Source organism: Pseudovibrio axinellae, assembly GCF_900110875.1.
Taxonomy (GTDB): domain Bacteria; phylum Pseudomonadota; class Alphaproteobacteria; order Rhizobiales; family Stappiaceae; genus Pseudovibrio; species Pseudovibrio axinellae.
On record NZ_FOFM01000025.1, the window covers coordinates 1 to 15,294 of the forward strand.

Genomic DNA, 15,294 nt, shown 5'->3' on the forward strand with positions numbered 1-15,294 from the left:
ACAAAACCTTAAAAAGCCCCGTAATTCCTTCTGTTTTTTAACCGCTTGAGCCGCCCTGTGTGCGCCGCCCCGTTGGTGTGGAGCGGGTTATAGGCGGCACATCGCTAACCGTCAACACGCAATCTCCAAAAAAACAAAACTATCTGCAAAAAACTCAACTCAAACCCAAAATCCAGATTCATATATCAACAAACACACCCAAACCTGACCAAATACATACCCAAAATCCCGCAGAAAACAGCCAATTACACCCTTACACACACCCCAATCCCTAACAAATCATCAATTTACACAGACACTGGGAAAACATTGACCCCACCGAAGAACACAAGAACAGAGCGTGTGGGCGAGCACAGAAGGACGTATGAGGACAAGAGAGGCCGCGCCTATATAGGAGAGATCGCGATAGGGTGACGCAAACACCGCAAACCAACGTTGAGCGCTTTTGCGTGGGTTTGTGAAACTTTGCGCGGAACGCGCGTATTCCAACGTGGCTATGTAACCAATCAGCCAAAACCAGCAGCACAAGCCGAAACCAACACGCTCCATGCCCTACACATAAGAAACCACCGCTCAACCGAACTTATGCCCCACCAACCAAAATCTATCCCCACATGCCCAAGACATATCCCCGCCTCACAGCATGCAGTACCAGCCCCAGCCACTGTTCACCGAACCGAGCCAACATCAAGCACCAAAAACAAATCCCCTCCACGCTTTGATAGGCCTATGAGGGGAAACTGTTTCAGACCAAGTCGCGATAAGACGCTTTATCGGGGAAGTGCACGACACCGTCTGCTGTCAGCTGGAAGCCAGTCATATATGGGTCACGGTCATCTAGCAAAAGAGTATTATCGCCAGTCTTGCGTGCCCAGCCTTCGATGGTTGGAATGATCCCGTCATGATCACCAAGCTTTGCAGCTTCCTTTATCCCACCAACAAAGACAGAGCCGATAAGAGATTCGTGGCGCATCGTGTCGCCAACCTTTAGCGCTCCCCTGGCATAAAGCTGAGCAAGACGGGCGGAGGTACCAGTACCACACGGACTTCGGTCCAACGCCTTTTCACCATAAAACACTGCATTTCGCCAATCAGCTGTGTCTGAGCCGGGCTTACCGGTCCATTGGATATGGCTGACCCCATGAATACGTGCATCTGTTGCATGAGCGATCTTGTATTTGTCATTGAGAGCTTGCCGCAAACGCGGGCTCCACTCTAACAACTGCGCAACACCTACGTTCTCCAAACCGGGAAAGTTCTCTTGCGCCTCAACAATGGCATAGAAATTTCCGCCATAAGCAACATCAACCCGAATTTTGCCCAGGCCCGGCAGGTCAACGCTTAATCCACTTTCTGCCAGATAGCTTGGCACATTGGTCAGGCGCACGCTCTCAATGTACCCCTCTTTTTCAAAATACTCTGCAACCACCAGGCCCGCTGGTGTGTCGAGATAGACTTTGCCCGGCTCACGGGGGGTAATAAGCCCCTCTTCTAAAGCCAGCGTGATGACACCGATAGTCCCATGACCGCACATGGGTAAGCAGCCCGACGTTTCGATAAACAGCACTGCAACATCACAATCTGGTCGGGTGGGCGGAAGAAGCATAGCCCCGGACATCATATCGTGGCCACGCGGCTCAAACATCAACCCGGTTCGAATCCAGTCATAACGCTTTAGAAAATCGGCTCGCTGCTCAAGCATGTCGCTGCCGTGTAGCGTCGGGGCACCACCAACAATCAGGCGAACCGGATTGCCACAGGTATGACCATCAACACAGAAAAACTTACTGGAGACCAAACTTCCCTCCCCCAACTGCGTGGTATCAACTCAAGCTGCTGACATCCTCCTGAAGAAGCCTCTTTCTCCCTCAGTAGAACTCTCCCTAAAATCGTTGAGCGCTATACAATGTGCAATCAATTTCTGGTCTTTTATCATGAATCAGATCGCGAACCAGCTCCGCAGTGATTGCAGCCTGCGTTAAGCCATGATGACCATGACCAAAGGCGTAGGTCACCCGATCGCTGTGACGAGAGTGCCCGATGACGGGCAACGTATCTGGCATAGACGGGCGATGTCCCATCCAGCGAATACCGTTCTCCTGATTAAGTTTGGGCAGTAGCCGAGCGGCCTGACTTGCCATTGCATCAGCGCGCTTCCAGTTGGCACCCAGCATGAGACCACCAAACTCCACGGCGCCGCCAATACGCAGTCCGGTTGACAGCTGCGATACAGCAAACCCTAAACCCGGCAACATAACAGCATGTTCTAGGGAAACATTCGGGTCACTAAATGTAGTGTTGTAACCGCGCTCAGATTCCAGCGGCACATGGTCCCCCATCTGGGCAGCAAGCGTTTTAGACCAGGCACCACATGCAACAATCGCATGATCACTCAGGATCTGCTCGCCATTTTCCAGGTGTAAGACAACGCGTTCACCCTCACTGCGTAAACGCGAAACCGATGCCTTAAGGATTTTACCGCCGTCTTGCTCAAATGCCGTGGCAAGGCTCACGCACAATGCATGCGGTTCATCAACTGTTACCCACCCGGGCACCAGCGCCCCACCAACAACGCTTGCTGATAAATCTGGTTCCAACTCGCGGATCTGATCACCGTTCGACTCCTCCACCTCAATGCCGTGGTGGCGTTGCTCTTTCCAGCCTTTGCGTGCATGCGTCACGTGATTATGGGAATCATAGACCTCAAGGCAGCCTTTCAAAAACACATGGTGCCCGGTCCCGGAGGCCTGCCAAAGTCTCTCCCAAGCTGGCAGAGCCCTCTTGTTTATGGCAGCCTTTCCCATAACACTTCTCTTAAGCCTGTCAGGGAGAGAGGCGCGTGAAAATCGTAGCATCCATGGCAAGAGCTTAAGGGCATAGGATGGGCGCACAGCAAGTGGGCCTAACGGATCCAGCAACCAGCCCGGGACTTTACGCCAGATACCCCTGGAAGCCATCGGCGCAACATCTGTCCAAGCGATACTAGCCGCGTTACCACGGCTGGTCATCTCGCCCGGTCCATGACGATCGATCAGAACAACATGATGTCCTTCTTGTTGAAGGCGAAGTGCACACGCTAAACCGATAACTCCGGCGCCAACTACATGGATACGTCGCATAAATCTGTAAGCTCCGGCAGGTCCGGACGACATGCGATTGCATGCTCCACCACATTGAGAACGCGGTCACGTTCAGCTCCAGACAAAGGCAGCCGCGGGGCGCGAACACGGTCATTTGAGCCGATAGCAACCATCTCTGCCAGTTTTATATTTTGGACAAGATTGGTGGACACATCAAGGTCGAGCAACGGACGGAACCAACGATAGATTTCACGAGCCTCTTGATAGCGTCCAGCTTGAACAAGCCTGTAAATCGCGACAGTTTCACGAGGAAATGCAACAACAAGGCCAGCAACCCATCCATCGGCACCCATCATCAGGCTCTCAAGAGCCAGATTATCAACCCCTGTAAGCACCTTGAACCGTCCCGCAAAACGGTTCATCACTTCAGTCGTGCGCCGAATATCGTCGGTGGATTCTTTCATCGCCACAATGAGCGGCTCTTCTGCCAGCTCAGCAAACATGTCCAAGGTCACATCAACACCGTAAGCAACCGGGTTGTTATAGACCATAACCGGCACGCCGCCCGCTTTGGCAACGGCTTTGATATGGGCCACACTCTCATGTGGAGCGGAGCGGTAAGGAACGCCCGGCAGAACCATCAATCCGCGCGCACCTGCTGCTGCGGCATCGGCGGCCGCTTTTTCAGCACGGCGCGTAGAGCTTTCGCATACAGTCATAATAACGTGTTTTGGGCCGCATACATGCCTTGCTAGCTTGAGAATTTCTATCTTCTCGTCAGGCTCAAGCGTCATCGCCTCACCAAGAGAGCCACAAACGATCAGACCATCGCAGCCTGCATCCATCAGCAGTTGAAAGCACCGCTCCATCTCGGGCAGATCAAGCTCATCATTCTTTGTAAATTTTGTTGTGACCGCAGGGTAAACACCAGTCCACATTCGCTCATCCTCACCTGTGATATATTACAGGCAATATGAACTTCAAATACCTGCCGGTCAATACCGTGATATATCTGAAAGATAATAAATTCATAAATTGAGTAATAGCTGATTAATTTCAGCAGGATAATAGGGCTATGGAAAGTATGTAACTGGCATTTCAGTCCATCCCACAGCCCTAATCCGTTGTCTTTAAGAGACTTGTGATCGGGTTCTGGAAACAGCGTCGTGCCAACCATTCAGTCGCCGTGCACGCTCATGCGCTTCCATTTGAGGCTCAAAGCGCCTGTCCAGATTCCAGCGCTCAGAAAAGTCTTCCATGGACGGCCAAACCCCTGCCTTCATGCCAGCAAGCCAGGCAACGCCAAGTGCAGTTGTTTCCTGCACAACGGGGCGGTCAACTGGGCGTCCCAAAATATCTGCCAGAAACTGCATTGTGAAGTCTGAGGCAACCATTCCGCCATCCACGCGCAAAACAGCCTTGCCATTCAATGGCGAGCCCATATCAGCTGACTTTGAGTTGATGAGATCAACCGTCTGATAGCCAACACTTTCCAAGGCAGCACGTGCGATCTCTTCCTGCCCCGTGGACCGGGTCATGCCAAAAATAGCAGCGCGGGCTTCAGGGTCCCAGTAAGGTGCACCCAGACCAACAAACGCAGGAACCATATAAACTTGGCTCTCCGGGTCTGCATTTTCAGCCAAGGCTTGGGTTTCGCCTGCACTCTCGATGATCTTCAGGCCATCGCGAAGCCATTGCACAGCAGCGCCTGCAACAAAGATAGAACCTTCCAAAGCATAGGTTGTTTTGCCGTTAAGACGGTAGGCGATGGTCGAAAGCAGGCGGTTTTTAGAATAAACCAGCTCCTCACCTGTATTGACCAGCGCAAAACACCCTGTGCCGTAAGTGGATTTCACCATGCCTTGCTTAAAGCAGGCCTGACCAATTGTTGCAGCTTGCTGATCCCCTGCAACACCATAGATCGGCAACTCTGCACCCAATAGGTCGGCAGTAACCGTCCCGAATTCAGCGGCACAATCCTTAACCTCAGGCAACAAAGACCTAGGAATGTTGAGTAAGCGCAGCAGCTCTTCATCCCAGCAGTTTTCGCCAATGTTATAAAGCAGGGTACGAGACGCGTTGGTCGCATCAGTCACATGAGATTGACCACCAGTCAAACGCCAGATCAGCCAGGTATCTACGGTACCAAATGCCAGCTCGCCCGCTTCGGCTCTGGCGCGAACACCTTCCACATTTTCCAAAATCCAGGCAACTTTGGTTCCAGAAAAATAAGGGTCCAGCAACAGTCCGGTTTTGCGAGTAAACATCTCCTCGTGACCGGCTGCCTTCATCGTACTACATAAAGCAGAAGTGCGGCGGTCCTGCCAAACAATCGCGTTGTAAACAGGCTCTCCGGTCTTACGGTCCCAAATCAGCGCAGTCTCACGCTGGTTGGTAATACCCACGCCGATGATTTGCTCTGCACAAAGGTCTGCTTTTGAAAGCGCTTCCCGGCACGTCTCCAGGGTCGTTGCCCAAAGGTCCTCAGGATCGTGCTCTACCCAGCCCTCATGCGGAAAATGCTGCGTGAATTCTCGCTGTCCGACACCAACGCTTTCAAAGCTGTCATTAAAAACAATCGCGCGTGTTGACGTCGTCCCCTGATCAATGGAGAGCACCCACCCTGTCATATTTCCTCCCGGAAGAGATCCTGCCTCTTCAAAACTAGATTCAGCACCTTTGTTTTCAAGGCACCCAAAACACTGCAATAAGTGAACCAACAATGTCACTTAGCAACTTTAAAAGATATACGCCAACTGTCGTGAACACTGTCCCAAAGTAAACCCGACATACAAAAACGCCCTCCCCTAAATGAATTAGGACAGGGCGTAAAAAACTTAGCCAGCCATGCGGTTGGCTTCAAAGTAACTTGCAAGGTAGCGCTCCAGCACACCCACAGCCCCTTCAGGCAGGTGCAGGCCCAACTTGGAACGCCGCCACAGGATATCTTCAGCAGAAACGGCCCACTCATGCTCAATCAGCCAGTTAACTTCGCAAAGGTACAAGTCGCCACCAATATGCGCGCCAAGTTCAGCTGTGGTTTTGGCATATCCCAAGATCGTCATTGCGTCAGACCCGTAAGAGCGCAACAGGCGATGAGCATGGTCGTGCTCAAGGAACGGATAGCGCGACTTCAATGACGCCACTTTATGATCGAAATCACCTGGCTCGAAGTCACCACCCGGTAGGGTGCTGTCCTTTGTCCAGGTGTTCTTCTTGGCCGCAGCAGGCAGATAGTCGGAGAGCTTTTCCAAAGCGTGCTCAGCCAGACGGCGATAAGTGGTGATTTTGCCACCAAATACGCTCAGCAGCGGAGGCTGGCCTTCGCCTTCATCCATTTCAAGAACATAGTCGCGCGTAGCAGCGCGCGCTTCACTCGCTCCATCATCATAAAGAGGGCGCACACCAGAGTAGGTGCGCACAACCATGTCAACGCTGACTTCTTTCGAGAAATACTCACTCACGGCTTTACACAGATACGCCACTTCATCATCAGAACACGCCACCTTGGCAGGGTCGTCCTGATAATCGACGTCCGTCGTACCGATCAAAGTAAAGTCATTCTCATAAGGGATAGCGAAAACAATACGGCCATCTGCATTCTGGAAAATGAAGCTGCGGTCGTGCTCAAACATCTTAGGCACGATAATGTGGCTGCCTTTAACAAGCCGCACATTCGCCTGGCTGTTCATACCAATCGCGCCCTTAAGAACGGAAGAGACCCATGGACCAGCCGCATTCACCAAGGCTTTCGCACGCACGGTCTCTACGCTTCCGCTCAGCGTGTCGCGAATTTCAACGTCCCAGCCGTTGTCGCGTCTGGACGCACGCACAACTTCAGTATTGCGTCGCACCTCAGCTCCGCGAGCCGCTGCATCACGGGCATTCAAAACCACCAAGCGTGCATCATTCACCCAGCAATCAGAATATTCAAAGCCACGTGTGAACAGTGATTTCAAACCATCATTGAAGGGAGCGCGATCCAGCAGAACGGTCTTCGTGCTCGGCAAAAGTTTACGTCCGCCCAGATGGTCGTACATAAACAGGCCAAGGCGAAGGAACCAGGCTGGGCGCAGCCCTTTGTGATGTGGGAGGATAAAACGCAGCGGCCAAATGATATGCGGTGCCATATTCAACAGGACTTCGCGTTCTTTCAAAGCTTCTCGCACAAGGCGGAACTCATAGTATTCCAGATACCGCAATCCACCATGAATCAATTTTGTCGAGGCCGAGGAGGTCGCGCTTGCAAAATCAGTCTTCTCCGCCAAGAAAACTGAAAGTCCGCGTCCAGCTGCGTCACGTGCAATACCGCAACCGTTGATACCGCCCCCTATGACAAATAGATCATAGCTCTTACTCATGGCTTCGCCCCTCAATTCCACGGTCTTCGTCCAAAATCCGTGTTAGCACGCATATTCATTACGCCGAACCTATTCGAATATTTCCGAAAGTCAACGAAACCCATTGCCATATATATGTATTAAAACGAAACTTCCCCTAGCAAGGCCAAAAAACGATAATTTGCCCCATTTCCCTGCGCAATATGTCTAATATCGCACAATCATTCACAGGCCCGCGATGCAAAGTGAAGGTCTGGCTCAGGTAACAAAAAGCGCGCTCGTTTCGAATACGAGCGCGCTTTATTTGCGATAGAACTCATTCAGATGGATCAGGTGGGCTCTTTCAGCTTCACCACAAGGCCAACTCTAAACCCCTTCTTCACCCGGGCTACTTGCATCAGGTTCGCCAGCTCCTCTCACCTGCGGTCCAGAAGGTTTGGGGGCACCTCCTTTAAGGCGCGGCGGTTCCTCAACCTTTGCATCCACCTTATTCTCCTCACCCTTGCTTTCTTCAGCAACATGATAAGTCACTTGCGGGAATGGGATCTCAATACCGCGTTCGTCAAAGACAATCTTCAAGAACTCATTATAAGCACGACCGATTGACCACTGACTGCCAGGCAGTGTTTTAATGCGGGCGCGGATATTGATGGCGGAGTCACCAAATGCCGTAACGCCATGCATTTCCAACCCACCAAGAATTACCAGGTTATTAGGCGTTTCCTCCAGACGTCGGAATGCCTCCTGCATAGCCTCTTTGGCCACTTCAATATCGGTGTCATAAGCAACCCCCATTACACAAACGGCGTACGCAAAGTCTCGCGTAGAGTTGGAAACACTTGAGACCGACGAAAACGGAATAATGTGGGACGTCCCGTTAAGATCACGCAGGCTCACACTGCGAATGCTCAAATGCTCAACAGTACCGCTGATACCGCCGACCTCAACAAAGTCCCCTTCATTCATGGCATTTTCAAGCTGAATAAAGGCTCCTGTGATCACATCCTGCACCAGTTTTTGTGAGCCAAATGAAACAGCCAGACCAACAACACCCGCACCTGCTATCAAGGGAGCAATTTGAACGCCAAGCTCTGAGAGGGCCAGAAGTGAGAACATCACGATAAGCAAAATTGAAATGGCGTTACTGAACAGCTTGAAAAGTGTCTTGGTACGGCTGGAGACGACCTTACCTTCTCGCTCAAGAAGGCGCAGATCGATCCAGGACATAAGAGCCAGCCAGATGCCAAAGCCTACAAGCAAGACAATCACGGCAGACGCAATGGAATTTGCGAAATCGATCCCACCACCAGACCACATCCATTGCCACATACTGCCAACGCCCCAAACCTCAAGAACGCCAAACACAACACCAATACCGACAATCACGCGCGCGACTGCACATAAGCCCGGTATAAAAGAATTAAGTCTTTTCTCAAATGTCGGAAGCGTCTGATCGAGCGAATGGTGAAGGTTAATCCCATTGCGTATGACATGCGTGAGGGCCATCATTAAGCCCAGCCCAATAAAGATAATGATCAAAGAGAAGCCACTGGCCCGTGCAAGGTACCCCACAGCGTCAAATGGCATCTGAATCCATGCAACCATAACAGCAAAAACATAAGCTAATGCAAGCACATGCCAAATATACCCCAGCGCCCTGAACAGCTGAATAGTAAAGTTAGAGCCCTCAAAGGTGTCGGCGTATTTGCGAATTTCGCCACGCACCCGCACCCGTGACCTGAGTATAGCGGTTATCAAATAGACAATTGACACCAGTACTACAGTCACACGGACACTACCCGCCAACTGGGTCGAGAAATTCACTTCCACTAAAGGAACCGCAAGACGCACCCCAAACCCAAGAATCCCAATTATTATAATAAGGTGCCGTGACCAATAAACGGCTTCACTCTCAGAAAATGGCAGAAGCCGGAATGATGAGCGATGCGGTGCAAATACAAACCGGATAACCACTCGGGTCATCTCGATCAGGAAAAACGCATTAAGTGCAAAAATCTCTGGGTTATTGACTGACTTGACGATGGGGTCTGTCGCAAAAAGGTAGGCCGAAAAATACCCTGCACCTGCGCCAACAACAACAAAAGCAGCATCGAATGCAGACGTAAGACCAAGCAATCCAACCCTGTAAAACAGAGAGCGGGGCGCGTGATCTTTGAAAGCCCGTTTGATGTAACCCGTTGAAATTCTATGTAGTACAAACAGTACGATATAAGCCGGCACCAAAACACGCAGGACGCTGAAAAGCTCGTCTAACAAACGCACTTCATCAACGGTCGCATCCCCACTCACCAGGTCTTCGTAGCCAGAAAGCCCTGAGACAATCAGCGCTGAAAACCCATAGAGGCTTCCTACGAAATCTTGGACGTACGACCCAATGTGAGCTGCAATTGTTGCTTTGGCACGAGGTGTCGCAACGCGTTTTTCCTCAAGAGTTTGAGCAGCAGATTCTGCGCCGCTTTGCTCTTCCTTGAGTATTTTTATAAGTGCATCCCGACCTTTAGGGTCTTCGAGCACTTCAATAAGCGCCTGTTTGGCCTGATCGACCTCTGCGCTCACATCAGAAGAGACAATGGATCCCAGAGTCTGAGCCTGCGCAGTACTGGCAACGCTAACAAGCACTGCAAAGACAGCTGCAATAAGAAAACGAAAAAGCATAAGACACCCAAAATGGCAGTGAACAATTTCAAGAGAACATTATCGGGATACACCAAAAACGCGAATAACCGATAAAGAAAAACCAACAAATCCCTCTGCATAGACAGAGATTCGACTGGCCTATACATGCGGCGTTTATCTAGGCCGTCGACCAATGAGAAACGCAGCGATTGCTGTTGAGAGTGTGGCAGCGGCATAAAACCAGAGCCCCGGCAAAACCTGAGCGCTTGCAAGACCTGTCGTTTTAGCTGCGAAGATAACCAGCGCGACAAGCATCACATCCATCATCGACCATTTGCTCAAAGAAGAAAGCACGGTCAACCAACCTTTCGAGCGGCCATTGTAGGCGGCGACACCGGTCGCAAGAATTTTGCCAGCAGGTAAAATCACAGAAAACAGCAGCACAAACCCGGCAATAACTTGCTCCCCTTCTGCATAAAGCCCCCAAATCACTTCCAACAGGCTTGGAGTATCCTGAAACAGATAAAGCCGTTCCATAGAAAGCAGAGGTAACGTCAGACCGAGAGCAAAACAAAATGCTGCGCACGGTATCAAAATACCAAGAAAAACCCACATTCCAACACCCGCTACTTCTTAATAGGGTGCCCATCAACCACCTCAAAATGGGACCCGGCCACTATGATATGGCATATAGACATACAAAGGCACCATCAACCTTACCACTCGCACCTACCTGCGTTGTTGCCCTGCCGTGTGGAGTTGACGTGCTCCAGCCAGCATTCATGCGCTGTGCAAAGATCAAGACCTGCACAGCACCGCCGCACACCGCAAATACAGGCGGCATGCCTCAACCACTCCGATATACCGGTGAATGTGAGCGTTTAACAGCAAAAGCCCGCCAGCAGACCCCAAGAAGGTCCGCTAATGGGCTGGGATTTTACAGGAGATTGCTGAGCGGCGAATCGAAAAGACCGCTCTACCTAGCAAGAGACAGAGAAGTTACCGGCGCACCATTCGCCCGGCAATGTCATCCAATCCATCTTGCTCAATCACATCCATAGCTGCGCGCTGACGTATCTGATCACGCTGATCCATAAGCTCAATCTTTTTCAGCTCTGAAACAGCATCGGTCAGCTCATCCTGCGCTTTAGCAAGCTGGCTTTTTAACTCTTCAGTCGAGTTCTTCAAATTATCCCGGCGCTGTGCCGCTGCACGAGCAAAAGTCGGATAAGCAAAGTGCGTGACATCATCAATACCCACACGCTTTTGCTCTTGTACAATCTGGGTTTCCAGATCCTGAGCCATTCGATCAAAATCACTCAACATCGTCTCGATCTGCGTCACCTGGCGACGCTTTTCATCGACGTTGAACTTCTTCAGCTTCAAAAGGCCTTCACGATTCTTCATACGCAATACTCCCTTTACCGAAAAATGAGCTTACGCCTGAGTCATTTCCAAAAGGTTGGCAAGTTTGGAATATCCCTCTTCTATTGTAGTTTTTTCCCCCTTCATTTGCCCTAAATAACCTTCCAATGCGTTATTTTTGGCAATTGCCTGGTCAACAAGGGGGTCAGCACCATCTTTATAGGCGCCCAGGCGGATCAATTCTTCCATATCTGCATAAGCAGACATTAGCTGTTTAGCACGCTGCAAAACTGGCAAAGCCTCATCTGGCACGCAGCGCGGCATCGTACGCGAGACAGATTTAAGCACATTAATTGCAGGGTAGCGACCACGCTCTGCAATTGCTCGCTCCATAACAATATGCCCATCAAGAATTCCGCGCACTGCATCAGCAACTGGCTCATTATGATTGTCGCCCTCAACCAAGACAGTAAAGAGAGCTGTCACAGAACCCTTACCGACAGCGCCTGGACCAGCCCGTTCCAGCAATTTAGGCAATTCAGTAAAGACAGTGGGGGTGTAACCTTTAGATGTGGGAGGCTCTCCAACAGAAAGGCCGATCTCTCGCTGCGCCATGGCAAAGCGGGTAATGGAGTCCATCATACAAAGAACGTTCTTGCCCTCATCCCGAAAGTACTCAGAAAGAGTAAGCGTAAGATAGGCCGCCTCACGACGCATAAGAACGCTCTCATCTGACGTTGCTACAACAACAACTGAGCGCGTCAAGCCCTCCTCGCCCAAATCGTCTTCAATGAATTCCTGCACCTCGCGCCCGCGCTCACCAATCAAGCCAATAACAGAGACTTCGGTTTCTGCGTTGCGCGCAAGCATCGACATGAGCACAGATTTACCTACACCAGACCCGGCAAAAATACCGAGGCGTTGCCCCTGACAACAAGTTACAAAACTATTAAGAGCCCTCACACCAAGGTCGATCGGAGCTCCGACACGCGCTCTTTCTGCAGCCGGAGGTGGTGAATCACGCATTTTTCGAGGAATTGAACCAAATGGGAGAGGCCCTTTTCCATCGATCGGCTCGCCCAATGCGTTAACAACACGGCCAAGCCAGGCGCTCGATGGATGGACAATACTCTCGCGTGAAATCAGCTTCGCTTTGCTTCCATGACGCACACCTTCGAGCTGCCCAAATGGCATACAAAGCGCTTTTCCATCTCGAAACCCGACCACTTCTGCTTGAATTGACGCTGCGTTCTCCCCTATTTCTATTAGTAGACGTGCACCAACACTCATCGCATAAACTGGCCCTGCGACCTCAATCAAAAGCCCCTTAACTGCTTCTACGCTACCGTAAATTTCGGTTGGCAAGCATGATTCGATTTCTGCAAAAAGCGAGTCCAAGACAGAATCCCTATTAATCATTTTATCCGATGGTAACCGATCGTTTACGCTTCTGCTTAATGTTATTGGGGAGACTTTGAATGGCGTACAGCCCTTTCGAGGAAACGAAGCGTCTAAACATGGCTTTCAGTAGCACTTGATTCGATTGAAAGCCAACCGGTCTCAAAATGTTGAACAGGAAAGGTTATGGCCTGTAATTTAAGGTTGTACCCAGAGAACTGTTCTACGTGAGAGTAAAACGCTTGCGATTGCGATTCGAGTTCTGTTAACCATAAACTCATTCAAATGAGTCGGGTTATAGTATTCCTTCGCAACGGTTAGTGTTTTTGGGCCGGCGCGACTGCCCAGGAAAGGCAACACGAGGGGATTAACATGCGTGTATTGTTGATCGAGGACGATAGTGCTACTGCACAAAGCATTGAACTGATGCTGAAATCCGAGAACTTTAATGTCTATACGACAGATCTCGGCGAAGAAGGCATCGACCTCGGCAAACTGTATGATTACGATATTATCATGCTGGATCTGAACCTTCCGGACATGTCCGGGTATGAGGTACTGCGAACACTTCGCGTATCCAAGGTGAAGACGCCAATTTTAATTCTGTCCGGTCTGGCTGGGATCGAAGACAAGGTACGTGGCCTTGGATTCGGTGCTGACGATTATATGACGAAGCCATTCCACAAGGACGAGCTGATTGCTCGCATCCATGCAATCGTACGTCGTTCAAAAGGTCATGCTCAGTCCGTTATTGTGACCGGTGACCTGACAGTAAACCTCGACACCAAAACGGTCGAAGTTGCAGGTCAACGCGTACATTTGACTGGCAAAGAGTATCAGATGCTCGAGCTACTTTCCCTGCGTAAGGGCACGACCCTCACCAAGGAAATGTTCCTCAACCACCTGTATGGTGGCATGGATGAGCCCGAACTTAAGATCATCGATGTGTTCATCTGTAAGCTGCGTAAGAAGCTCGCTTCCGCCACAGCTGGGAAAAATTACATCGAAACAGTATGGGGCCGCGGATACGTTCTGCGTGAACCAGAAGAAAAAGCAGCTTAAATCAAGCCGTTTTTTCCCATCAGTTTAGTAAAAGCCCCGCCTGACATCTGTCCGGCGGGGCTTTTTTAATATGCAGCAACTCAGTCATCACTGGCACGTCCTTCACGGGCACGCAGCTAAGTCAGGCTTCATCAAACTGCAACTGATAGGTCGCTGGTACATAGCGGAACCCATCACCCTGCTTTTCAACAAAGCCGAGTGCTGGAAACGGCATATGGTACCCGATAAAGGGAATCCGCTCCTCTGCCAGCATCGTAAAGACTCGCCGACGTGTTTTCGCAGCTTCCTTCTTATCCATGTCGAAAATAACCTCCCAGTCAGGGTAGGCCAGTGACCAGACGTAATGATTGGCCGTATCGGCAGCAAGCATCAGTTTCTGACCGTTCGATTCAAGAAGGAAAATCGTGTGTCCGGGAGTATGCCCGTATGCTTCCATCGCAGTAATACCGGGAGCCACCTCACCTCCTGGCTCAATAAATGTGACCTTGTCCTTCAACGGCAAAACCTTTTGCGCAAACGCCTGTGCACCACGCCCGCCATCGGGTCCCAGACCGTCCCAGTGTTCGAACTCAACTGCATTGGTGACATATCGGGCGTTTGAAAACGTCGGCTCGTCATCTCGCATCAGACCACCGATGTGATCACCATGCATATGAGTGAGAACAACAACATCGATATCTTGAGGCTCAACCCCAATCGCTGTCAGTGCTTTAAGAAGATTACCGCTCCCCGGTTGAGCCCCCTCGCCGCGCCCGGTATCAAACAAAACCAGCTGCTCACCAGTGTTCACCAGCGTTGGCGTATAAAACCCACGAAATTTGTCTGCAGGGATAAAATGATCACGACTTGCCTGTTCAAAGTCCTCTGCGCTTTGGTCAACGCCAAAAATCTTTTGAGGGGTCTGAGCGAGAAACCCGCCGTCCAATAATGCATAGACCTTGAACGTACCGACTGTGAATTCAGTTACTGGCGAAAACTCATTTCCGGTCACCACGGGCACCGACGCCTGAGCAGGAGCCGATGTTAAACCGCTCGCTAATAGACCAGCCCCTCCCAATGCCAAAGCAGTTCGTCGGTTCATACTAAACATTTCACGAGATGTCATAGTTCCTCCTCCTCAATGCCGTCAAATACTCTGTGTTTCAGATTGTATTAACGGTCGCTTATCATCTAATATTGACGGCTTTCCTTGAGAATTCAATTGAACTGTGCGTGAAGATCTCTGCATACTCTGTTCTCTCCTATCACAAATGCAAAACCTGAAGTAAGTTTACTAGCGCGTCTCCTATTCGATTAAACGCTTGGAAGTAGAACAATTGACCTGCTCCCCATAACTTCCTCCATTTTGTGATAGGATTCTACCTAACATTGAGGTGGGATATGAAGCGTTCGCGTTTTACGGAAGAGCAGAT

Annotated in this window: 12 protein-coding genes; 1 reads left to right on the top strand and 11 read right to left on the bottom strand. The window is 50.6% G+C overall.

Annotation, left to right across the window (positions count from 1 at the left end):
• Nucleotides 1–745: 745 nt before the first annotated feature.
• The 10 genes from BMZ51_RS22225 to fliI form a co-directional block, all read right to left on the bottom strand.
• Nucleotides 746–1,798, bottom strand: coding sequence for a 4-hydroxyproline epimerase (locus BMZ51_RS22225; RefSeq protein ID WP_068007800.1), 1,053 nt, complete (start codon nt 1,796–1,798; stop codon nt 746–748).
• Between the two features lie 85 nt (nt 1,799–1,883).
• A complete protein-coding gene (locus tag BMZ51_RS22230; protein ID WP_068007797.1) occupies nt 1,884–3,119 on the bottom strand; it encodes an NAD(P)/FAD-dependent oxidoreductase in 1,236 nt (411 codons plus the stop codon).
• Complete coding sequence (locus BMZ51_RS22235; RefSeq protein ID WP_068007795.1) at nt 3,101–4,018, bottom strand: dihydrodipicolinate synthase family protein; 918 nt, start codon at nt 4,016–4,018, stop codon at nt 3,101–3,103. Before BMZ51_RS22235 ends, BMZ51_RS22230 begins: the two co-directional genes overlap by 19 nt.
• A gap of 192 nt (nt 4,019–4,210) precedes the next feature.
• Nucleotides 4,211–5,710 (bottom strand): glycerol kinase GlpK, encoded by a 1,500-nt coding sequence (gene glpK / locus BMZ51_RS22240; protein WP_068007792.1) that lies wholly within the window; start codon nt 5,708–5,710, stop codon nt 4,211–4,213.
• Nucleotides 5,711–5,917: 207 nt separating this feature from the next.
• Nucleotides 5,918–7,441 carry a glycerol-3-phosphate dehydrogenase gene (glpD, locus tag BMZ51_RS22245; RefSeq protein ID WP_068007790.1) on the bottom strand — a complete coding sequence of 508 codons (1,524 nt, stop codon included), beginning with the start codon at nt 7,439–7,441 and terminating at the stop codon, nt 5,918–5,920.
• A gap of 345 nt (nt 7,442–7,786) precedes the next feature.
• Nucleotides 7,787–10,096 (bottom strand): mechanosensitive ion channel domain-containing protein, encoded by a 2,310-nt coding sequence (locus tag BMZ51_RS22250; RefSeq protein WP_068007787.1) that lies wholly within the window; start codon nt 10,094–10,096, stop codon nt 7,787–7,789.
• Nucleotides 10,097–10,231: 135 nt separating this feature from the next.
• Complete coding sequence (locus tag BMZ51_RS22255; RefSeq protein ID WP_068007784.1) at nt 10,232–10,672, bottom strand: paraquat-inducible protein A; 441 nt, start codon at nt 10,670–10,672, stop codon at nt 10,232–10,234.
• Nucleotides 10,673–10,733: 61 nt separating this feature from the next.
• Nucleotides 10,734–10,901: a hypothetical protein gene (locus BMZ51_RS24175; protein WP_161941226.1), complete on the bottom strand. Its 168-nt coding sequence runs from the start codon at nt 10,899–10,901 to the stop codon at nt 10,734–10,736.
• Between the two features lie 155 nt (nt 10,902–11,056).
• Nucleotides 11,057–11,464, bottom strand: coding sequence for a flagellar export protein FliJ (fliJ, locus tag BMZ51_RS22260; RefSeq protein WP_068007781.1), 408 nt, complete (start codon nt 11,462–11,464; stop codon nt 11,057–11,059).
• A 30-nt stretch (nt 11,465–11,494) separates the two neighbouring features.
• Nucleotides 11,495–12,820, bottom strand: coding sequence for a flagellar protein export ATPase FliI (gene fliI, locus BMZ51_RS22265; RefSeq protein WP_068007803.1), 1,326 nt, complete (start codon nt 12,818–12,820; stop codon nt 11,495–11,497).
• Nucleotides 12,821–13,192: 372 nt separating this feature from the next.
• Between fliI and ctrA the strand changes: the two genes are divergently transcribed.
• Nucleotides 13,193–13,882 (top strand): response regulator transcription factor CtrA, encoded by a 690-nt coding sequence (ctrA, locus tag BMZ51_RS22270; RefSeq protein ID WP_008551652.1) that lies wholly within the window; start codon nt 13,193–13,195, stop codon nt 13,880–13,882.
• Nucleotides 13,883–14,003: 121 nt separating this feature from the next.
• On the opposite strand, the gene BMZ51_RS22275 is transcribed toward ctrA, so the two are convergent.
• Nucleotides 14,004–14,987: an MBL fold metallo-hydrolase gene (locus BMZ51_RS22275; protein ID WP_068007779.1), complete on the bottom strand. Its 984-nt coding sequence runs from the start codon at nt 14,985–14,987 to the stop codon at nt 14,004–14,006.
• Between the last annotated feature and the right edge of the window lie 307 nt (nt 14,988–15,294).